At 34.1% G+C, this 19,789-nt stretch carries 24 protein-coding genes; 21 read left to right on the top strand and 3 right to left on the bottom strand.

Going from position 1 to position 19,789, the window contains the following annotated elements; all coding sequences use genetic code 11:
- Window positions 1–13 precede the first annotated feature (13 nt).
- From G3A47_RS20065 to rlmH, 5 genes are all read left to right on the top strand, one after another.
- Window positions 14–895, top strand: a complete 882-nt coding sequence (locus tag G3A47_RS20065; RefSeq protein ID WP_166925648.1) for a pirin family protein — start codon at window positions 14–16, stop codon at window positions 893–895.
- Between the two features lie 3 nt (window positions 896–898).
- Window positions 899–1,294, top strand: a complete 396-nt coding sequence (locus G3A47_RS20060; protein WP_166925646.1) for an OsmC family protein — start codon at window positions 899–901, stop codon at window positions 1,292–1,294.
- 5 nt (window positions 1,295–1,299) lie between these two features.
- Complete coding sequence (locus G3A47_RS20055; RefSeq protein ID WP_166925644.1) at window positions 1,300–1,584, top strand: GNAT family N-acetyltransferase; 285 nt, start codon at window positions 1,300–1,302, stop codon at window positions 1,582–1,584.
- 183 nt (window positions 1,585–1,767) lie between these two features.
- On the top strand, window positions 1,768–3,186 hold the full coding sequence (locus tag G3A47_RS20050; RefSeq protein WP_166925642.1) for an amidohydrolase family protein: 1,419 nt from the start codon (window positions 1,768–1,770) through the stop codon (window positions 3,184–3,186).
- A gap of 49 nt (window positions 3,187–3,235) precedes the next feature.
- Complete coding sequence (gene rlmH / locus G3A47_RS20045; protein WP_166925640.1) at window positions 3,236–3,709, top strand: 23S rRNA (pseudouridine(1915)-N(3))-methyltransferase RlmH; 474 nt, start codon at window positions 3,236–3,238, stop codon at window positions 3,707–3,709.
- A 190-nt stretch (window positions 3,710–3,899) separates the two neighbouring features.
- Here rlmH and G3A47_RS20040 read toward each other — a convergent pair whose 3' ends face one another.
- Window positions 3,900–4,550, bottom strand: coding sequence for a hypothetical protein (locus tag G3A47_RS20040; RefSeq protein WP_166925638.1), 651 nt, complete (start codon window positions 4,548–4,550; stop codon window positions 3,900–3,902).
- A gap of 270 nt (window positions 4,551–4,820) precedes the next feature.
- Window positions 4,821–5,642 (bottom strand): dihydropteroate synthase, encoded by an 822-nt coding sequence (gene folP, locus G3A47_RS20035; RefSeq protein ID WP_243860527.1) that lies wholly within the window; start codon window positions 5,640–5,642, stop codon window positions 4,821–4,823.
- 148 nt (window positions 5,643–5,790) lie between these two features.
- Here folP and G3A47_RS20030 point away from each other — a divergent pair, with 148 nt between their 5' ends.
- The 16 genes from G3A47_RS20030 to G3A47_RS19955 all read left to right on the top strand — a co-directional run bounded on the left by G3A47_RS20030 (window position 5,791) and on the right by G3A47_RS19955 (window position 18,191).
- Window positions 5,791–6,333, top strand: coding sequence for a DUF1599 domain-containing protein (locus G3A47_RS20030; RefSeq protein ID WP_166925636.1), 543 nt, complete (start codon window positions 5,791–5,793; stop codon window positions 6,331–6,333).
- 92 nt (window positions 6,334–6,425) lie between these two features.
- Entirely contained in the window at window positions 6,426–7,526 is a 1,101-nt protein-coding gene (locus G3A47_RS20025; protein ID WP_166925634.1) for a BT_3928 family protein, read from the top strand.
- 463 nt (window positions 7,527–7,989) lie between these two features.
- Entirely contained in the window at window positions 7,990–8,649 is a 660-nt protein-coding gene (locus G3A47_RS20020; RefSeq protein ID WP_166925632.1) for a dienelactone hydrolase family protein, read from the top strand.
- Between the two features lie 63 nt (window positions 8,650–8,712).
- A complete protein-coding gene (locus tag G3A47_RS20015) occupies window positions 8,713–8,967 on the top strand; it encodes a type II toxin-antitoxin system ParD family antitoxin (protein WP_166925630.1) in 255 nt (84 codons plus the stop codon).
- Window positions 8,968–9,250: 283 nt separating this feature from the next.
- On the top strand, window positions 9,251–9,745 hold the full coding sequence (locus G3A47_RS20010; RefSeq protein WP_166925628.1) for a TlpA family protein disulfide reductase: 495 nt from the start codon (window positions 9,251–9,253) through the stop codon (window positions 9,743–9,745).
- A 46-nt stretch (window positions 9,746–9,791) separates the two neighbouring features.
- Entirely contained in the window at window positions 9,792–10,544 is a 753-nt protein-coding gene (gene tpiA / locus G3A47_RS20005) for a triose-phosphate isomerase (protein ID WP_166925626.1), read from the top strand.
- A gap of 142 nt (window positions 10,545–10,686) precedes the next feature.
- Window positions 10,687–11,520, top strand: a complete 834-nt coding sequence (prmA, locus tag G3A47_RS20000; protein ID WP_166925624.1) for a 50S ribosomal protein L11 methyltransferase — start codon at window positions 10,687–10,689, stop codon at window positions 11,518–11,520.
- Window positions 11,521–11,554: 34 nt separating this feature from the next.
- Window positions 11,555–11,830 carry an ATP-dependent Clp protease adaptor ClpS gene (locus tag G3A47_RS19995; RefSeq protein WP_166925623.1) on the top strand — a complete coding sequence of 92 codons (276 nt, stop codon included), beginning with the start codon at window positions 11,555–11,557 and terminating at the stop codon, window positions 11,828–11,830.
- A gap of 64 nt (window positions 11,831–11,894) precedes the next feature.
- The gene (locus tag G3A47_RS19990; protein ID WP_166925621.1) at window positions 11,895–13,166 is read left to right on the top strand and encodes a sterol desaturase family protein; all 1,272 of its coding nucleotides are present in this window, start codon (window positions 11,895–11,897) and stop codon (window positions 13,164–13,166) included.
- Window positions 13,167–13,178: 12 nt separating this feature from the next.
- The gene (locus G3A47_RS19985; protein WP_166925619.1) at window positions 13,179–13,877 is read left to right on the top strand and encodes a lysoplasmalogenase; all 699 of its coding nucleotides are present in this window, start codon (window positions 13,179–13,181) and stop codon (window positions 13,875–13,877) included.
- A gap of 100 nt (window positions 13,878–13,977) precedes the next feature.
- The gene (locus G3A47_RS19980; RefSeq protein ID WP_166925617.1) at window positions 13,978–14,430 is read left to right on the top strand and encodes a 2-dehydro-3-deoxyphosphooctonate aldolase; all 453 of its coding nucleotides are present in this window, start codon (window positions 13,978–13,980) and stop codon (window positions 14,428–14,430) included.
- 386 nt (window positions 14,431–14,816) lie between these two features.
- Entirely contained in the window at window positions 14,817–15,635 is an 819-nt protein-coding gene (gene kdsA / locus G3A47_RS19975) for a 3-deoxy-8-phosphooctulonate synthase (RefSeq protein ID WP_166925615.1), read from the top strand.
- 19 nt (window positions 15,636–15,654) lie between these two features.
- Entirely contained in the window at window positions 15,655–16,548 is an 894-nt protein-coding gene (locus G3A47_RS19970; protein ID WP_166925613.1) for a hypothetical protein, read from the top strand.
- A gap of 112 nt (window positions 16,549–16,660) precedes the next feature.
- Window positions 16,661–17,338: a YiiX family permuted papain-like enzyme gene (locus G3A47_RS19965; protein ID WP_166925611.1), complete on the top strand. Its 678-nt coding sequence runs from the start codon at window positions 16,661–16,663 to the stop codon at window positions 17,336–17,338.
- A 90-nt stretch (window positions 17,339–17,428) separates the two neighbouring features.
- Window positions 17,429–17,881: a hypothetical protein gene (locus G3A47_RS19960; protein WP_166925609.1), complete on the top strand. Its 453-nt coding sequence runs from the start codon at window positions 17,429–17,431 to the stop codon at window positions 17,879–17,881.
- 4 nt (window positions 17,882–17,885) lie between these two features.
- Window positions 17,886–18,191 carry a hypothetical protein gene (locus tag G3A47_RS19955; protein ID WP_166925608.1) on the top strand — a complete coding sequence of 102 codons (306 nt, stop codon included), beginning with the start codon at window positions 17,886–17,888 and terminating at the stop codon, window positions 18,189–18,191.
- 71 nt (window positions 18,192–18,262) lie between these two features.
- Here the strand turns inward: G3A47_RS19955 and G3A47_RS19950 are convergent, their stop codons facing one another.
- Complete coding sequence (locus G3A47_RS19950; RefSeq protein ID WP_166925606.1) at window positions 18,263–19,651, bottom strand: M20/M25/M40 family metallo-hydrolase; 1,389 nt, start codon at window positions 19,649–19,651, stop codon at window positions 18,263–18,265.
- Between the last annotated feature and the right edge of the window lie 138 nt (window positions 19,652–19,789).

Here is a 19,789-nt window from a genome sequence, read left to right as displayed (position 1 = left end):
TTAAAAATATACCATGTCAAACATCAGTTTAATTATCGAAGAACGTGCTGCCAGTATTGGCAATTTTATGGTCGGCAGATTATTGCCTTTCCGCGAAAAAAGAGCAGTCGGCCCCTTTGTGTTTATTGACCATATGGGACCTGCACATTTAAACCAGCACGAGAATATGGATGTACCGCCTCACCCCCATATCGGACTCTCTACACTGACCTTTATGTTTGAAGGAAGCATTATGCATCGCGACAGTCTGGGAACGGAATTAGAAATAAAACCGGGTGCCGTAAACTGGATGACAGCCGGAAAAGGAATTGTTCATTCTGAAAGAACTCCTGAATACCTGAGAACTTCTGACAAAATACTTCATGGGTTGCAGATTTGGGTCGCCTTACCAAAAGAACTGGAGCAAATGGAGCCTAATTTTACTCATGTTGAGGCAGAGGATATTCCACAATGGAAAGAAAATGGAGTTTCTTATAAATTAATTGCCGGAGAAGCTTTTAACAAAAAATCACCGGTTCCTGTTTATAGTCCACTGTATTTTATTGAGATCAAAAGCGAAACCACTCAAAAAATCAATATTGGAAAAGATTTGTATGGCGAAAGTGGTTTATACATCTTAGAAGGAAGTATAAAAAGTGGAGAACACGTTTACGATCCCAAGCAAATTCTGATTACAAACGACAGTACTTTATGTGAGTTTGAAATTGCAGCTCATTCTACTGTTTATATTTTTGGTGGAACTCCTTTCCCTGAAGAGCACTTTATCTTTTGGAATTTTGTTTCTTCTGATAAAGAACTAATCGAAAAAGCCAAACAAGACTGGACAGCACAGACTTTCCCTAAAGTTCCGGGAGAAACGGAGTTTGTTCCTTTACCAGAACCCAGATTTAAATAACATATGGAAACAATATCTGCACAAATTGATACCCGTTTGTATCGCACCGAAATAAAATCTGCCAGCGGAAACATTGTCATCGCCGACGAGCCTCAGGAAGTTGGCGGCAAAAATTTAGGTTTTAGCCCTTCTGAACTTTTAGCTTCCTCATTGGCTGCCTGCACGCTTATTACATTGAGAATGTATATAAACCGCAAGCAATGGGAGGTTTCAGAAATTAATATTAAAGTCGACTTTGAAAGAGATGCTGATCAAAATGTCTCTTTATTTACCAGAAAAATCGAAATCATAGGCGATGTAGACGACACACAACGACAACGTCTGGAGACTATTGCCAACAGTTGTCCGATTCATAAGACATTAACACATTCAATAGAAATTAAAACCACATTATTATAACTATCATGGAAATACAACAAATAAACGAAGGAAGAAAAGGATACTTTCAAGCAGTCGAAGACGGAAAACAAGCCGGAAAAATGACTTACAGCTGGGCCGGAGACTCCAAATTTATCATTGATCACACCGAAGTAAATGAAGAATTTAACGGAAAAGGGGTTGGAAAAAAAATGGTAATGGCTGCCGTTGAATACGCCAGAGCCAATGATTTTAAAATTATTCCGCTTTGTCCTTTTGCAAAAAGCGTTTTCGATCGAACCGCAGATATACATGACGTGCTTTTTTCATAAAAATACCCGTATCCTGTAGAGACGCACTGCTGTGCGTCTCTACGTATGGTGCGTCTCTACATACGTGCGTCTCTACATACGTTTCGACAGGCATATCGAATTGTGTTTGTACGTAAATATTTCATCATCCGTTTCAAATGTCCTGCAAAAGAACTATATTTGCATGTAATTTAAACCTAGATTATGACGAGGATAATTACACTTTTCTGTTTTTTTATAGCACAAATTGGCTTTTCTCAATCAGCTGAACGTTATTTAGAAAAAATTAGAAACAACGAGGCACTCTCAACTGCTTTTTTTCAACAAATGCCCAAAGGAGGCGATTTACACCATCATTTTTCAGGATCTATTTATGCAGAACCTCTTTTAGAAAGAGCGATTTCTGAAGATTTCTATCTGAATTTAGAAACCATGGCGGTGTCTAAAGCAAAGCCTTCAACTGGAAACTGGGAAACTTTTTCATCCCTTAAAAATAGCGGCAAGCTGGAATTCTACAAACAACAAGTAATGCAAACCTGGTCTGCAAAGGACTACAACGGCGTATCTGTACCTTCAGACGATTTGTTTTTTGATTCCTTCGATAAGTTTTCTCCAACAATCGACGGTCATTTTGCTGAAGGAATGCTTGAATTAAAGAAACGAGCTCTTGCCGAAAATGTTAGTTATATCGAAACACAGTTATCAACGATTCCTTGTGATATGAATGTTTCTGACCTAACCGATTTTAACACAAAACTCCGCCAAGCTGCAGCACAAAAAGACGAAAAAGCGGTTTTGAAGTATCTGGATGAATTGTATAAAACACTTCAGCAAAGAGAGGCTAAAAAATATGCAGCAGATTTCAATACAAACTTCATAGCAAAACTACACAAAGACTTAAAAATTGACGATGACCGTTTTACGATGCGTTATCAAAACTTTGTACTTCGTTTTATGGAACCTGTAGATTTATTCAAAAACCTGGTTATAGCCTTTATTTCGGCAAACGACAGCAAATTGGTTGCAGGCGTAAACATTGTTTCTCCGGAACATGGTGATAATTCGATGAACGATTATTGGCTTCACATGCTAATGTTTAAATACTGTCACTCTAAATTTGCTGATGTAAAATACACGCTTCACGCAGGAGAATTAACTTTAGGATTGGTACAACCGGAAGATTTAACCTGGCATATTAATTCTGCTATTTATACTGCCGGAGCAAACAGAATTGGACATGGAGTAGATATCGCTTACGAAGCAAACTCATACGATTTGTTGCGTTATATGGCTAAAAACACTATTCCGATCGAGATTAACTTAACAAGCAATGAGTTTATCTTAAAAGTAAAAGAAAACAGACATCCGTTCACCCTTTACAAAGAATTTAATGTCCCAATCGTAATTAGTACAGACGACGCCGGAATTCTTAGAACCAATATGACCGAACAATATGTTTTACTGGCAAAAAGATACCCTGACGTTACTTATGAAACGATCAAAAAATACGTTTACAACAGTATCAATTACAGCTTTATTCAGGATGCTTCTGTAAAAAAGCAATTATTGAAAGATTTGGATGCCAGATTTAAAACTTTTGAAAATCAATTTTCTAAAAATTAATTTAGACCGACAGGCTTTAAAAACCTGTCAGGTTTAAAAAATAAAAAACATGAACATCAAACTTATCGCCATTGGCAAAACCGATAATAAATCGCTTCAGACTTTGATTGACGATTATACTAAACGTTTGTCATTTTACATCAAATTTGATTTGGAGATTATTCCCGATATCAAAAACGTAAAAAACCTTTCCGAAAGTCAGCAAAAGGAAAAAGAAGGCGAATTGATTCTTTCCAAATTAGCACCGACCGATCAGCTTATTTTGCTGGATGAAAACGGGAAAAACTTCTCCAGTGTTGGTTTTTCTGAGGAATTACAAAAGAAAATGAACTCCGGAATCAAAACACTTGTTTTTGTAATCGGAGGTCCATACGGATTTTCAGATACGGTATACAATAAAGCACAAGGTAAAATTTCGCTTTCCTTAATGACATTCTCACACCAAATGGTGCGTTTGTTTTTTATTGAACAACTGTACCGCGGGTTTACGATTTTAAGGAATGAGCCTTATCATCACCAATAGTGAATTGTATTCAAGCGCATTAAGAATAAGACAAAATCAATCATGACTTAGGTCTTAAGCTCTTTCTTTTAAATTTACCAACAAAAATGACCAATAATGAAATACAAAATTGGTCATTTTTTATCTTTTTACTCAAAAAATCCGCTGCCTGTTCAGTCTTAGTCTTTAGTACCCGTTTTTAATTTTCATTTTAATAGACGATATCTTGTCTATAACTTATAAATACTAGGCTTTTATTTTTCAGAACTAATTTTTTCACTAGAATTTTGCATTGAATATAGTCCCCGAAAGACATATTTTTATCATACGAAAAAGTAATCTCCGCTTTTGGATTTATAACCAGACTATCTAAAAAAGGCGTTAGATTGTTTTTAGGAAAATCGTAAGTTCTTTTCCCTCTATATTCGATCCTTCCATTCTTTTTGAAATGCAGCTGACTGATATAAGGGTTGACTTTTTCCATTTTATAGTACACTTTCGTGAAAGGCAAAAAGGCCAGGTTCTTCCCAACTGTATCGGCGTAGGAATAATAATTTTCGGCTTTTTCGTTTTTATGGGCTTTCTCAGTTCGTTTCTTTTCCTGAAGTTTCATTACTTCCGGAATTACCAATCTAAGCGGTAAACGTTTGTCTATATTAAAAATCCAATTAGTTGAAATGATGCTGTTTTTTCGATTTACTTCGGCTATGGTGTCCTTGCCTTCTGTTTTAAAAAAAATATAAATTGGTGACAGATCTTCTACATTTTTAACCACCGTCACATTTGATTTTGGCAATAAAACATCTTCTTTTTTTCCACAAGAGAAAAGTAGAACAACAAAGAGTAAACTAAAGTATTTCATATTTTAAACTAAATAAACATTTAAGGTACCCGTTGGGCATAGTTTTAATTAATTCAAGTTGCTGGTTGAAAAATGTGAAATGTGAAATGTGAAAAGTTTTACTTAATTAATATTTTACATTACACGAGCATACAGCTACTGCAAGTCACTGAAATACAGCAACAATTCATCTGGAAAAATCCATTAAAAAAGCATTTCACATTTCACACTATACAACTAACAGTCAACAACTTGAGTCAATTACTGCAATTCACAAGCGTTAATTCAACTTTATTTAAAATTCATTTTATTAAACAAAGTCACACATTCAACCGCTTCTTTTACATCGTGAACACGTAATATTTTAGCCCCTTTCATTAAAGAAATGGTATTAAGAACCGTTGTACCGTTTAGAGCCTCCTGTGCTGTCATATTCAGCGTTTTATAAATCATTGATTTTCTGGAAATGCCGGCCAGAATTGGTAACTCTAAAATATTAAAGAGATCCATCTTTTCCATTACTTCAAAATTTTGTTCTGTCGTTTTCGCAAATCCAAAACCCGGATCCAATATCAAATCATTGATTCCGAGACTTCTTGCTTTTTGCACTTTTTCAGAAAAATAAAACAACATATCTTTTATGATATCATCATAATCTGTCAATGTGTGCATGGTCTGTGGATTGCCACGCATGTGCATCATAATGTAAGGCACATTATATTTTGCTATAACATCAAACATTTTATCGTCTAACTCCCCTGCCGCAATATCATTGACAATAGCTACTCCGCTTTCAATGCTGGCTCTTGCAACTTCTGCTCTAAAAGTATCTATTGACAATAAAGCATCAGGAAAGTGCTTTAAAATAAGTTCTATCGCCGGAATAACGCGATCAATTTCTTCTTGTTCCGACACAAACTCTGCATTTGGTTTGCTTGAATATCCGCCAAGATCAATAAAATCTGCCCCTTCAGACAGTATGTTACTCGCTCTAGAGATAATCTCCTCTTCACTTTTGTATTTTCCTCCATCAAAAAAAGAATTCGGTGTGACATTCATAACTCCCATTACTCTGGGAATTGACAAATCTATAAGTTGTCCTTTGCAATTCATTGTATTTTAATTTTAAGTTAATTCAGTTTCACACTTAAGGATTCAAGTTTTAGGTTCGAAATAGGAAACTTTAAACCCGAAACCATTAAGGCTTTAAAAAAATTATACTTATTTTTGGAAAAAAATTTAAGCAAATATACAACAATAAATGAAGAATACTTCCTTAGAATTTGATAACGTAGTAACGATTTGTCGTACCTTGTTTATCAATAAAATGAAAGATTATGGCAGTGCCTGGCGTATCTTGAGACTGCCTTCACTAACTGATCAGATTTTTATAAAAGCGCAACGAATCAGAAGTTTACAGGAGAACGAAATTCGAAAAATCGATGAGGATGAAAGTGGGGAATTTATCGGAATCATCAACTATTCTGTTATGGCTTTAATTCAATTGGAATTAGGAGTTGTAGACCAACCTGATCTGGACGTTGAAAAAGCTACCGAATTATACGATGCTAAAATCAAACTTACCAAAGAATTAATGGAAGCTAAAAATCATGATTATGGCGAAGCTTGGCGTGACATGCGCGTGAGTTCGCTTACGGATCTGATTCTTCAAAAACTGCTTCGTGTGAAACAAATTGAAGACAATAAAGGAAAAACATTAGTCTCTGAAGGCATTGATGCCAATTATCAGGACATGATCAACTATTCGATTTTTGCGTTGATTTTGAATCCAATAAAAGCTTAAATTCCAAATCTCAAGTCCTAAATTCCAAATCTCAAATTCCAAATTCCAAACTTCAATGTTAGTTTTGGAATTTTAAACTAAACTTATAAGATATGAAAAACATTATTACCCAATTCTCCAGACTCTTTGTAGGCGTATTATTTATTATTTCGGGATTAATCAAACTTAATGATCCGGTTGGATTCTCGTATAAGCTAGCGGAATATTTTAGCGAGCCGGTTTTCAACATGCCTTTCTTAGAGCCTTTAGCGCTGGGATTAGCTATCTTTTTAGTAATTTTAGAAGTAGTTTTAGGAGTAATGTTATTAGTAGGTTACAAAGCAAAAGCAACGATTTGGTTTCTGTTACTGTTAATCATTTTCTTTACTTTCCTTACCTTCTACTCTGCTTATTATGATGTAGTAAAAGATTGTGGCTGTTTTGGAGATGCCTTACACCTTACACCTTGGCAGTCGTTTACAAAAGATATTGTATTGCTTTTCTTTATCCTGATTTTGTTTATCAATAAAAAATTAATCAAACCTTTATTTTCAAAACTTGTAACCAATATCACCACTTTAATAAGCGTGATTTTATTCGTTTTTATGGCTGTTTGGGTATTAAATCACAATCCGATCAAAGATTTCCGTCCTTTCAAAGTTGGAAACAACATCGAAAAAGGAATGGAAATTCCGGAAGGTGCACCAAAATCTGTAGTTGAAATGATTTTTATCTACAAAGTAAACGGAGTGGACAAAGAATTTACCGAAAAAGATCTTATGAACATTCCCGAAGGCGCTACTTTCGTAGACCGAAAAGATAAAGTAATCACAGAAGGATATGTACCGCCAATTCATGACTTTACAATGGTAAAAGACGATTCTGATTACAAAGACGAGTTATTGAAAGAACCTAAATTGGTTATTTTTGTGACTTATGATTTGAATTTATCTGCTCCTGAAGGAATGAAAAAACTCGAAAAAATAAATCAGGGTGCCAAAGCAAAAGGATACAAAGTAATTGCAATGACTGCTTCCGGAGCTGACGAAATTGCAAAAACTAAAAAACAATACGGCTTAAATGTCGATTTCTATTTCTGTGATGCCATTGCTTTAAAAACAATCGAAAGATCAAATCCTAGTATTGTTGTTCTGAACAAAGGAACTATAGTTCAAAAAGTACACTATAACGACGTTGATGATTTAAAATTATAGTCTTTAAAAATAAGAAACGATTTAAATGGCGCCAATATTCTATATTTTTAGAAGTATTGGCGCTTTTTTTATGACTACATGCTAATAAAAATAGAATGGTCTTAGAAAAGATAAAGGATCAGTGCAAAAAGTTGCGAAGAAATAAAGTTTATACTTAAACATTTCGTTAGTCTAAATTTAACCGCAAAGATTCGCAAGGATTTTTGCTGCAGCTGATTGCAAAGTTCGCTAAGCTACATATAAAATTGTTTTTCAATCTTAGCGAACTTAGCGTAAAACTTAGCGCACTTTGCGTTTAAACCTAACAACCGTAAATACATGATTCACAAAGACATTGCATGATATTCAAAGTAAAATTAAAACATATCAGATTTCATGGCAGTTTATAAAAAACGAATAACCAAACTATATAAATTGCAAAGCCATTAAAAATTATAAAACCTAACCCAACCATAAAAACACAATGAAAAAACCATTCCATCTATTTCTTCTCTTATCCATCATCCTTTTTGGCATTTCAAGTTTTGGCCAAACCAAAAACACAGAACAGGCTTATATCTTTTTTCTTCACAACGGATTTGTGCAACAACATGATTTAAATGAAATTCACCCTGAATATGGAAGAGCCGAATACAATGAAATAATCAATTCCTTTAAAGCCGATAATTTTGTCGTTATTAGTGAGAAAAGAAAAAAGAATACCAATGGAGCACGTTATGCAGAAAAGGTTGTAAAACAAATCAACGGATTATTAAAAAAAGGAGTCAAACCTAATAAAATAACCGTAATCGGAACATCAATGGGTGGTTATATTGCGCAATATGTTTCTACTTATCTGGCAAATCCGGAGGTGAATTTTGTGTTTATAGGCTGTTTCAGAGACATTGATATGGAAGAAATTAAAGATATCAATTTCTGCGGTAATATTTTGACTATTTACGAAAAGTCAGATGTTTTGGGCGTGTCAGCTATCAAGCGAAAAGAAACTTCAAAATTAAAAATTAATCATTTTAAAGAAATAGAACTCCATACCAATTTAAAACACGGTTTTTTATATAAAGCCTCAGACGAATGGATTGCACCTTGTAAAAAGTGGGCTAACGGAAATTATGAGCTTAAATAATATCTTAAAATTTTACTTGAGTATACCTAATTATTTGGTATATTCAAGTAAAATTTAGAAATCATGTCAAAAAACACATCTATTTTTCTTGGAGACCATTTTGATAGTTTCATTAACAATCAGATAAAAAATGGAAAATACTCTTCCGCCAGTGAAGTGATTCAGGCTGCGCTACGATTATTTGAACAAGTAGAAACAAAGAAGACAGAATTAATCAATGAACTCAAAAAAGGAGAAAAATCCGGATTTGTTAAAGATTTTAATCGTGAATCTTTTTTGAACAATCTAAATAAGAAATATTCAAAAAAACACATTTGACTTTTTCTTCGCTTCACGACGTTTTTCCTCCAGAAAAATCTTTTCAAAAAACCAAAAAATGCTAACTTTTTATTGATTTAAAAATCGATACTTCACGATTTTACTCAAAATTTAGATTTTCAGAACGAACTATTACGATTTCAGTCTCTTTTTTTTAACCTAAATTTCCTGTTTTGTGATAAAACAAGACAGTGTTCAAATTTTGTTAATCTCCATTTGGCATTCGATTTGTTTGTTTAACTTTGTGAATTCGGTATTCCAAATAACAAACTAAAATCTAACTATGAAACAAATAGCTCTAATCGTTATTGCCTTTATTACTTTTTCGTGCTCGCAAGCTCAGAAAACCAGTTTTTCTAAAGAAGCACTTTCTCAAAAATTGTTAGCTACTGATGACAGTCAGGTTAGTTTCAAAAACATACTAAAAAAATACAAAGGAAAAACTTTGGTAATCGAAGTTTGGGCTTCCTGGTGTGGTGATTGTGTAAAAGCAATGCCAAAATTAAAAGAACTTCAAGCCAATAATCCTACTGTTTCGTACTTATTTCTTTCTGCTGATAAAACTTCAGACAAATGGAAAGCCGGAATTGAAAAACACGAATTAAAAGGAGATCATTTTATGATGAATGATGGTATGAAAGGTGTTTTCGGAAAAGCAATTGATTTAGATTGGATTCCAAGATACATCATTGTTGATAAAACCGGAAAAATAGTATTGTACCGTGCCATCGAAAAAGATTTTGATGCAATTGATGCGACATTAAAAGGACTAAAATAAAATTTCAAAAAAACAAAAAATTAAAAGAATACTAAAAACTACCAAAATGAGAAAAAAGATTGTCGCAGGAAACTGGAAAATGCATAAAAACGCAGCACAAACTGAAGAATTATTAAGCGAATTAATCACTAAAATACCAGCTCAAACTACTGCTCAGGTAATTGTTGCTCCAACATTTGTAAACTTAGCAGGAGCCGTTGCTAAATTAAAAAACACAACAATTGGAGTTTCTGCCCAAAATGTTCATCAGGCAGAAGGTGGTGCTTTTACAGGAGAAATTTCTGCAGATATGTTAACCAGCATTGGTGTTACTACCGTAATTCTTGGTCATTCGGAGCGTAGAGCTATTTTTCATGAAACAGATGCTTTAATCGCAAACAAAGTAGACACTGCTTTGAAACATGATATGACTGTTATTTTTTGTTTTGGAGAAGAATTAAAAGACCGTCAGTCCGGAAATCACTTTAATATTGTTGAAAACCAATTGCGTGACGGATTATTTCACATCGCAAAAGAATCATGGGCTAAAGTTGTTTTAGCTTACGAGCCAGTTTGGGCAATTGGAACAGGAGAAACTGCTTCACCGGAGCAAGCTCAGGAAATGCATGAATTTATCAGAGAGGTAGTTCGTAAAGCTTTTGGAGCTGATATCGCTGATGAAGTTTCTATTTTATACGGTGGTTCTGTAAAACCGGAAAACGCCAAAGAAATTTTCTCTAAACCTGATGTAGATGGTGGTCTTATCGGAGGAGCTGCTTTAAAAGCAGATGACTTCTTAGCTATTGTTACTGCAATCTAAATCTTATAATTATATAAATCAAAAGCGATACGTAACGGTATCGCTTTTTTTATGTCTAAAATTTATCCCAAAATTAACAACCTTCTACTATATTTATAAACAACTTCTCCTTTGTATTCTTACCTTTGCAAAAAAATTATTTATGTCGAATATATATTTAGGGTATCATTTTACAATTGAACCAAAAGAATTGGGATCAGAAATACTAATTGCTGAATTGGGAGAAAAAGCATTCGAAAGTTTTACAGAAACTGAAAATGGAATCTCCGCTTTTGTGAAGAAAGATTTATGGGATGAAACTATACTGGATGACATTTATATTTTACAATCGGAAGAATTTAAAATCGAATATACGTTTGAGGAAATCGACCAGGTAAACTGGAACGAGGAATGGGAAAAGAATTTTGAAGCTATTGATGTTGACGGGAAATGCCATGTTCGCGCTCCTTTTCACGAAAAAACCAATGCTGAATTTGACATTATTATCGAACCAAAAATGAGTTTTGGAACGGGGCACCACGAAACCACGCACATGATGATTCAGCATTTGCTTGAAACAGATGTGACAGGTTTGAAAACGTTGGATATGGGTTGTGGAACAGCAATTTTGGCTATTTTAGCAGAAATGAAAGGTGCTGAACCAATTGATGCCATTGACATTGACAACTGGTGTTATTTAAACTCAATTGAAAATGCAGAACGCAATAACTGTAAACATATTACCGTTTATGAAGGCGATGCCGCTTTGTTGGAAGGCAAAAAATACGATTTGATAATTGCCAATATCAACCGTAATATTTTGCTAAACGATATGCAGGCTTATGTGGATTGTTTAAATCCAAAAGGAACTTTACTTTTAAGCGGTTTTTACGAAGAAGACATTCCGTTTATTGATGCTTCCTGCACAGAAAAAGGATTGACCTATGTAAAAAAGTTTCAAAGAAACAACTGGGTTTCATTAAAATATGTAAATTAGTCAGTAATTACAACAGTACAAAAATCTAAACAAAATGAGTACTAAAGAAAAAGTAAGAGAAAGAGTTCGGGAAAAAGAAGCGGTAGGTTTTAATAACGAAATCATTGTTTATAATGATGATGTAAACACTTTTGATCACGTAATTGATACTTTAATGCGTGTTTGCAGCCACACTTCTGAACAAGCGGAACAATGTTCCTTAATTGTACACTACAACGGAAAATGCACGGTAAAAACGGGTCCGATGGATAAGTTAAAACCACAATGCACACAACTTTTGGAAGCAGGTCTTAGCGCCGAAATTGTTTAAATCCGAAATATTTTAAAAGGCATTCAATTTTATTCTATATTTGATTAAAATTGAATGTTTTTTTATGGAAGAATATGGAAAAATATTAATTATCGCTACGCCTATTTTTTTGGTATTAATTATAATCGAAAAAATATATGGCCTTTATAAAAAAGACGATACTGCGCCTTTAATTGACAGCGTGTCGAGTATTAGTTCAGGAATTACCAACTCGGTAAAAGATGTTTTAGGACTGAGCCTGACTTTTATCTCGTATGAATGGATGGTTTCTAAAATTGCACTTTATCATTTAGAAGCCAATGTCCTCTCCTATTGTATTGCCTTTTTTGTAATCGACTTTTATGGGTACTGGAGCCACCGATTGGCACATCAGATCAATTTTCTTTGGAACAAACATGCTATCCATCATAGCAGTGAAGAATTTAATCTGGCCTGTGCGCTGCGACAACCTATTGCAAGCTTAGTCAATTTATTTACTTTTTTACTCATTCCGGCAGCTTTACTGGGTGTTCCGGCCTCGGTTATTGCGATAACTTTACCGCTTCATTTGTTTTTGCAATTTTGGTATCATACCAAACATATCAAAAAAATGGGCTTTGTTGAACACATTTTGGTAACGCCTTCACACCATCGGGTACATCACGCTATAAATCCGGAATATTTAGACAAAAATCATTCACAAATATTTATATTCTGGGACAAACTTTTTGGCACCTTTCAGGAAGAACTGGATGAAGTTCCTCCGGTTTTTGGAATTACAAGACCGGCAAATACATGGAATCCCATACGGATTAACTTCCAGCATTTAACTTTATTAATTAAAGACGCCTGGCGTGCTCCAAAATGGAAAGATAAACTCACCATCTGGTTCAAACCAACAGGCTGGCGACCGGAAAATTTTGAAGAACTATATCCGGTAAACAAAATTGAAAATGTTTTTGATTTTGAAAAATACGGCACCAACAATTCTCAAAAACTAATTTATTGGTCCGTTGCTCAGGTTCTGGTAACACTTTTGTTTGTCACCTATCTGTTTGACCATATTGCTAAAATAGGTTTGCCTAATATCTTTGTTTACGGATTTTTTATTTTGATTACGATCTACAGTTATAGCGAACTGATGGACAAAAGTAAATATGCTGTTTTCTGGGAAGGTTTTCGTTTTATAATTGCCCTTGCGATTATTACCTATTATAGTGATTGGTTTGGTTTAAACCACAGTTTTCCATTTGCCAATTATGTCATTATTGGTTATTTGACTCTATCATTTCTTATTTCCCTATATTTTGTGACTGTTGATTTTAAAACTACCCAAAATCAGCTCGCGAATTCATAACCTAAATTTATTATGAAAAATCCCCTGCTTTTTAAAATCTATATTGGTTTTAGTACTGTTTATCTACTGCTCTTACTTTCAGGTTATGAAAGTTATGATCTCTTTTTAAAGCCAATTCTGATTCCACTATTGGTTTTTGGCGTTTATTTTCATAAAAAATTCCCATCGAAGAATACACTTCTGACCGCTCTGTTATTTTCCTGGATTGGAGATGTAGTACTGCTTTTTGCAGATATTGCAGAAATCTATTTTATTTTAGGCTTAGTAGCTTTCCTGATATCACATCTTGTTTATTGTACCCTTTTTAATAAACAGGTTAAAAATCAAAACAAAAAAAACAAGCCTCTTTTTTTAATTGGGAGTCTTGCCATAGCCTGTTATCTCATCGGAATGTTAAGTGTTTTATTACCTACTTTAGGAGAACTTAAAATCCCCGTAATTGTTTATGCCACCGTAATTTCTTTTATGCTGCTATTGGCTTTTAACGGTTTTTTAATCTGGAAAAAACCGGGTAATCAATACATTTTTATTGGTGCAATCGTGTTTGTAATTTCCGACAGTATTCTGGCAATCAATAAATTTTATACTCCAATTGAGAAAAGTTCTTTTTTTATTATGTTCACCTATCTTGTGGCACAATATCTGATTGTAATTGGTATCTTAAGATTGAATTCTAACTTTAAACCGGTTACAGGGACTACAAAGATTTAAAACCAAAACAAACCTATTTTAATCTGTATTTTTCTTTCTGCAGCTTAATTTAAAAACCACTTTTACAACTTACATTTGTAATACAAAATATGCACTTCACATGAAAAAAACAGTTCTTTTTATCGCTTTACTTATTTCAGTAACTTCTTGCATCAGTACAAAATCTACACTAAAAAATGTAGATGATAATGCTCCTGATTTAGTATTAAAAAAAGACAACACCTTTATCATTACTTTATTCAGTAACGACAAAAAATATGGTTACGATCCTGATTATCCGGTAAATATTTTTTACAGAAATACAAAAGATGAAGCTTTAAACGAAACCCGTTTTTTAAATGCTTTAGCTGGTCCAAACGGAGAAAAAATAACCTACACCCGATTAGAAACCTGCTGCCCTTTTCCAACGAAAAGAAGCGATATGGGAGCCGGATTTTTGAATGTTTATGAACTAAAATGGGACGGGCAAAAGAAGCCTGTTAAACTTTATCTGAACATTTATGAAAAAGGAATTTTGATGGTTCCAATGGGATTGCGTTTGAAACAGGATTAGATTCGGCAACCTTAGTAAATGAATTACGTTCACACGAGCGGGATGCTCGCGCGAATTTATTTTAGCAATAGCTTGGCTATTTATTTAAAATTCTCAGGATTGGCGCGAGCGTCCCGCTAGTGAACTTGAATACTATAAACTACAACCATAAATCAAGATTTAAAATAGAGTTTAAAATTACTTTTACAAATCTTATTCCGAATCAATTTTCAAAAACTACATTCAAATTCCCTCGCCTCTGCCAAATATTTAACCCTCAATGTTAAAAAAAATCAATTCCTAAAAAAAATACTACAACTACAATATTCCCCATCTTAAAAAATTCTTAAATCTTCATCTCATACTCATAAATCATAACTACCTTTGCACTGTCAAAAAAACATACTATGAACATACAACATATTCCACAAATTAAGCATACAGATAGCGGAAATTTCTTTTTATTAGCGGGCCCTTGCGCCATTGAAGGAGAAGAAATGGCTCTTAGAATTGCTGAAAAATTAGTCGGTATTACTGACAAACTTCAGATTCCTTATGTGTTTAAAGGATCCTTTAAAAAAGCAAACCGTTCCAGAATTGATAGTTTTTCGGGAATTGGTGACGAAAAAGCCTTAAAAATCTTAAGAAAAGTTTCAGAAACTTTTCATGTTCCTACAGTAACTGATATTCATACTAATGAGGATGCTGATATGGCAGCTCAATATGTTGATGTTTTACAAATTCCGGCCTTCCTTGTGCGTCAGACTGACTTAGTTGTAGCAGCTGCGAACACAGGTAAAGTTGTAAACCTGAAAAAAGGACAATTTATGAGCCCTGAAAGCATGAAACATGCGGTTCAGAAAGTATTGGATTGCCACAATGAAAATGTAATGGTTACAGATCGTGGAACTATGTTTGGTTACCAGGATATGATTGTTGATTACAGAGGAATTCCTACGATGCAACAATATGCTACTACAGTTCTTGACGTTACACATTCTTTACAACAGCCAAATCAGACGGCTGGTGTTACAGGCGGAAGACCTGATATGATTGAAACTGTTGCTAAAGCTGGTATTGCTGTTGGAGTTGACGGTATTTTTATCGAAACTCATTTTGATCCTGCTAATGCAAAAAGTGATGGTGCCAACATGTTACATTTAGACTATTTTGAAGATTTAATGACCAAATTGGTTGCAATCAGAAAAACGGTCAACGCATTTTAAATTTTAATACCTAAGTTCATTGAAAACTAAATTTTTATTTTTTGTCTTATTGGGTTTTTCATTAAACACGTTTGCCCAGGAAGAAATCGCAGTAGAAAGATACACTGCTCATAACAAAGGAAAATTCTTTGTTTCATGGGGTGGTAACAGAGAAAGTTATTCCAAATCTGATGTAAATTTCAGAGGGAAAGATTACAACTTTACAGTACAAAACATGGCAGCGCATGATAAACCTAAGGGCTGGCATGTAGATTATATTAATCCGGTTAACATGACAATTCCGCAAACTAATTTACGTCTTGGTTATTTTATCAGTGATCATTATAGTATCGCAATTGGTGTTGATCACATGAAATATGTGATGACACAGAATCAAATTGCAAATGTTAGCGGAAAAATTGAATTACCTCAGGATCAACCCGGCTCAATTTACAATGGAAATTACAATAACACACCTGTAGATATGACTGTAGGTGGTGCCCAGGAAGGAGGCGGTACTGTAGGAGGCGGTATTCCGTTTTTAATTTTTGAGCATACTGATGGTTTAAATTATGTAAACACTGAGGTTTCCAGACATGATGATATTTCGAAATGGTTCAGATTACCAAATATTGATAAAGTACAGATTAATTTAACAGAAGGTTTGGGTGCAGGTCTTTTGTATCCTAAAACCAATACTACACTTTTAGGAAAAGAACGTCATGACGATTTTCATATTTCAGGCTACGGCGTTTCTGCAAAAGCGGGAATTAACTTTACTTTTTTCAAACATTTCTATCTGCAAGGTGAAATCAAAGGTGGTTATATCAACATGCAAGACGTAAGAACAACCAGATTTAGCGAGGACAGAGCTTCTCACGATTTCTTTTTCTTGCAACGAATTATTGCTGTTGGAGGGATTTTCAGAGTTTAGAAAATACTTCAGATTATATTTTAAAAATAGCTGTCATTTTATTTGGCAGCTATTTTTTTTATTATTTACTTTGTAACTCAAAGTACTTTATTTACGATTTTAAAATATTAGAATGAAGAAGACAAAATACATTTTCCTTGGCGTAAGCTTTATCATCAGTTTTGCTTGTGCGCTTTATGTAACCTTACTGGTTTTTCCAATGGATTCCTTTTCGAAATCCAAAAAAGAGAACAGTGTTACAGCAAAAATACAGGATGGCGATATTATTTTTCAGACTTCAGAATCCAGTCAGTGCGAAGCGGTTCGAATTGCTACCGGATCTAAATTTTCTCATTGTGGAATAATTTTTATCGCAAATGGAAAAAAATTCGTTTTTGAGGCCGTACAACCTGTAAAACTTACTCCGTTAGATAAATGGATCGAACATGGAAAAGAGGGCAAATACGTCGTGAAAAGACTTAAAAATGCAACTGCTATTCTGGATTGGAAAACACTTGAGAAAATGAAAAGCTATGGCAATCAATTTATGGGTAAACAATACGATGCTTATTTTGAGTGGACCGATACCAAAATTTATTGCTCTGAGCTGATCTGGAAAATATATAAAAATGGTGCCGGTATTGAATTGTGTAAGCTTCAGGAATTGAAAGATTTTAACCTAACCGATCAAAGAGTGCAAAAAGTATTAAAAGAACGATATGGAAATGCTATTCCCCTTGAAGAAAAAGTCGTTTCTCCCTCTAACCTCTCCGATTCTAAGCTTTTAACAACGATTTTCGACAACTATTAAAAACACAAAAGCTGATTTACCATAAGAATTAGCTTTTTTCTTTACTATTTTACTTTGAAATTCAAAGAACTTTTAAAAAATAGCCTAATTATGAAAGACTTCCTTTTCGAAAAAATGTACGAATACACCAAACAACCTTATCAAAAATATTTCAAAAAAAATAATCCATGGGATATTGACCAAACTACACTATTGACCTACCCTCCGAGAAGTTTAGGCTTTGGATTGGGCAATTTTCTTCATAAAAATAATTTTGAGATTCAACCCAAACTGGAAGACCATGACATTATACATGTCCTGACCAATACAGGCATTTCTGTTCGTGAGGAAATCGGAATGCAATATTATCTGTTGGGGAATGGAAAAAAAGGCTTGTATTTGTTTCTTGTCATTTTATCATCAACACTTTTTTATATCAAACACATCAAGTACTTCATTCAACAATACAAAAGAGGAAAACAAGCGCTTCCGTTTTACTATCTGGATTTCTCAAAAATGCTGCTCACCTCAATTCAATCGATTCAGAAAACATTTAATATTTAAACTTATGAGAACTACAAACCAAAAAACTTTTAAGGAAACAGAATCCATTGATCTCACCATTGGTTCGTTTATAATTAGTACGTTGTTTTTTGTGCTTTATATACTTTCGAATGAAAGTTCCAATCTTCTGGTTTTTGCCAGCCCCTTTATATTTGCTGCGCTGGTAGTAAATGCCATAATGTTATTTCATTTGATTGACAAATTTATTGAGCTGGCAGATCAAAGAAAAGACATTGGGATTAAAATTCTGATCTTGTTGTCAAATATTCCGATAAGCTTTTTGTATTACAGCATCGCTATTAGAGCTTAATTCCATTCCTAAATTTCAAAAAAAAAGCCGCAAGAATGAACTTGCAGCTTTAGTTTTTATTTTTTGAAATCTTAGTTCACTTTAGGGATTTCGATTCCGTTTTGATCCATTAAATACATCAAAGCAGTCATAGTTGCCGCTCCAAGTTCTAATTCTCTTTTGTTGATCGCATCAAATTTATCGTTTGCTGCATGGTGATAATCAAAATAACGTTGCGAATCCGGTTTTAAACCTGCTTTTACAATTGCTTTAGATGTTAAGTGATTGATATCTGAACCTGCGTGTCCAATTTTGAAGCTATGAACTAAATAAGGCTCGAAAAGATCTCTATATCCTTGTATTTTTTTCAAATTAGCATCATCTGCTTCTATTGAAAATCCTCTTGGACTAAATCCACCTGAATCACTTTCTAAAGCAAAAATATGATTTTCATTGTTTTTCTTTGAAACTTCTTCATACTTCGCTCCGCCTTTTCCACCATTTTCTTCATTCATAAACAACACTACACGTATGGTATTTTTAGGTTTGTAGTTTAGATTTTTAAGAATACGAACTACTTCCATACTTTGCACTACTCCTGCCCCGTCATCGTGCGATCCGTCTGCCAAATCCCAAGAATCCAAATGACCACCAACTACCATAATATTTTCCGGATGTTCAGTTCCGGTCAATTCACCGATTACGTTATGTGATAAAACGTCCGGCAATGTTTCGCAGGATTGTTTGAAATAAAACTTTAAGGCCGGATTTCTCTTTAAACTGGCACTTAACAATTCTGCACCGTTTGTACTGATTGCCGCTGTTGGAATGTATTGCTCTTTTGGCAAATCACCATAACTTTGAGCTCCTGTATGCGGAAAATCGTCTAAACGCAAATTCATAGAACGAACAATCGTTCCTACTGCACCTAATTTAGCCGCTTCTTTTGCCCCGGCATATCTTTGATCTACACAAGCTCCATAAGAAGTAAAAGTCTCTATGTTTTCAGGATTCATTGGTCGGTTATAAAACACGATTTTTCCTTTTACTTTATCTCCCAATGCTTCCAGTTCCTTTATTCCCTGTACCTCAATTACCTCAGCAGTAAGACCCGTTTTTGCTGTTGCTACTGATCCGCCTAAAGCACAAATCGGAACCACTGTTTTAGTTTTATTGTCCAAGATATAAGCCGTTTCTTTTTCGCCACGAACCCAGTGTGGTACCATTACTTCCTGAAGATATACTTTATCAAGCCCCAATCTTTCTAATTGTGCTTTTGTGTATTGAACTGCTGCCGCAGCTGTTGGTGATCCTGACAAACGACTTCCGATATCGTTCGACAAATATTCTAACCAAGTATAACATTTTGACTCGGTTAAAGCCTTTTTATAAAATAATTTAATGTTTTTTTCATCATTTGACTGTGCAAAAGATGTCAATCCGTTTAAAACTAAAGCAGTTAAAAGAATCGTTTTTTTCATGGTTTTTTTAGCATTTTGGGTTAGATACTCCTTTTTTGCGAGTCTTACAAAGGAACAAAATTCTTTACAACACAGCACCTTTTTTCTTAAAGCTTTTGTTAAAAATTTGAATTATTGGTTGTGGGTTATATGTTATGC

The sequence above is a fragment of the Flavobacterium poyangense genome (assembly GCF_011751075.1).
Lineage (GTDB): Bacteria > Bacteroidota > Bacteroidia > Flavobacteriales > Flavobacteriaceae > Flavobacterium > Flavobacterium poyangense.
Note: the sequence above shows the minus strand (reverse complement) of the source record. Positions and strands in the feature narration are given on the sequence as shown.

Excerpts from the sequence above, each read along its gene's own strand:
- G3A47_RS19995 (WP_166925623.1), top strand. The coding sequence starts at position 11,555 with ATGAGTACTAAAGAAAAAGTAAGAGAAAGAGTTCGGGAAAAAGAAGCG.
- G3A47_RS20020 (WP_166925632.1), top strand. The coding sequence starts at position 7,990 with ATGAAAAAACCATTCCATCTATTTCTTCTCTTATCCATCATCCTTTTT.
- G3A47_RS20040 (WP_166925638.1), bottom strand. The coding sequence starts at position 4,550 with ATGAAATACTTTAGTTTACTCTTTGTTGTTCTACTTTTCTCTTGTGGA.
- folP (WP_243860527.1), bottom strand. The coding sequence starts at position 5,642 with ATGAATTGCAAAGGACAACTTATAGATTTGTCAATTCCCAGAGTAATG.
- G3A47_RS19965 (WP_166925611.1), top strand. The coding sequence starts at position 16,661 with ATGAAGAAGACAAAATACATTTTCCTTGGCGTAAGCTTTATCATCAGT.
- tpiA (WP_166925626.1), top strand. The coding sequence starts at position 9,792 with ATGAGAAAAAAGATTGTCGCAGGAAACTGGAAAATGCATAAAAACGCA.
- G3A47_RS19990 (WP_166925621.1), top strand. The coding sequence starts at position 11,895 with ATGGAAGAATATGGAAAAATATTAATTATCGCTACGCCTATTTTTTTG.
- G3A47_RS20025 (WP_166925634.1), top strand. The coding sequence starts at position 6,426 with ATGAAAAACATTATTACCCAATTCTCCAGACTCTTTGTAGGCGTATTA.
- G3A47_RS19980 (WP_166925617.1), top strand. The coding sequence starts at position 13,978 with ATGAAAAAAACAGTTCTTTTTATCGCTTTACTTATTTCAGTAACTTCT.
- G3A47_RS19955 (WP_166925608.1), top strand. The coding sequence starts at position 17,886 with ATGAGAACTACAAACCAAAAAACTTTTAAGGAAACAGAATCCATTGAT.
- G3A47_RS20010 (WP_166925628.1), top strand. The coding sequence starts at position 9,251 with ATGAAACAAATAGCTCTAATCGTTATTGCCTTTATTACTTTTTCGTGC.
- G3A47_RS20050 (WP_166925642.1), top strand. The coding sequence starts at position 1,768 with ATGACGAGGATAATTACACTTTTCTGTTTTTTTATAGCACAAATTGGC.
- G3A47_RS20065 (WP_166925648.1), top strand. The coding sequence starts at position 14 with ATGTCAAACATCAGTTTAATTATCGAAGAACGTGCTGCCAGTATTGGC.
- rlmH (WP_166925640.1), top strand. The coding sequence starts at position 3,236 with ATGAACATCAAACTTATCGCCATTGGCAAAACCGATAATAAATCGCTT.
- G3A47_RS20030 (WP_166925636.1), top strand. The coding sequence starts at position 5,791 with ATGAAGAATACTTCCTTAGAATTTGATAACGTAGTAACGATTTGTCGT.
- G3A47_RS20055 (WP_166925644.1), top strand. The coding sequence starts at position 1,300 with ATGGAAATACAACAAATAAACGAAGGAAGAAAAGGATACTTTCAAGCA.
- kdsA (WP_166925615.1), top strand. The coding sequence starts at position 14,817 with ATGAACATACAACATATTCCACAAATTAAGCATACAGATAGCGGAAAT.
- prmA (WP_166925624.1), top strand. The coding sequence starts at position 10,687 with ATGTCGAATATATATTTAGGGTATCATTTTACAATTGAACCAAAAGAA.
- G3A47_RS19950 (WP_166925606.1), bottom strand. The coding sequence starts at position 19,651 with ATGAAAAAAACGATTCTTTTAACTGCTTTAGTTTTAAACGGATTGACA.
- G3A47_RS19985 (WP_166925619.1), top strand. The coding sequence starts at position 13,179 with ATGAAAAATCCCCTGCTTTTTAAAATCTATATTGGTTTTAGTACTGTT.
- G3A47_RS20060 (WP_166925646.1), top strand. The coding sequence starts at position 899 with ATGGAAACAATATCTGCACAAATTGATACCCGTTTGTATCGCACCGAA.
- G3A47_RS20015 (WP_166925630.1), top strand. The coding sequence starts at position 8,713 with ATGTCAAAAAACACATCTATTTTTCTTGGAGACCATTTTGATAGTTTC.
- G3A47_RS19960 (WP_166925609.1), top strand. The coding sequence starts at position 17,429 with ATGAAAGACTTCCTTTTCGAAAAAATGTACGAATACACCAAACAACCT.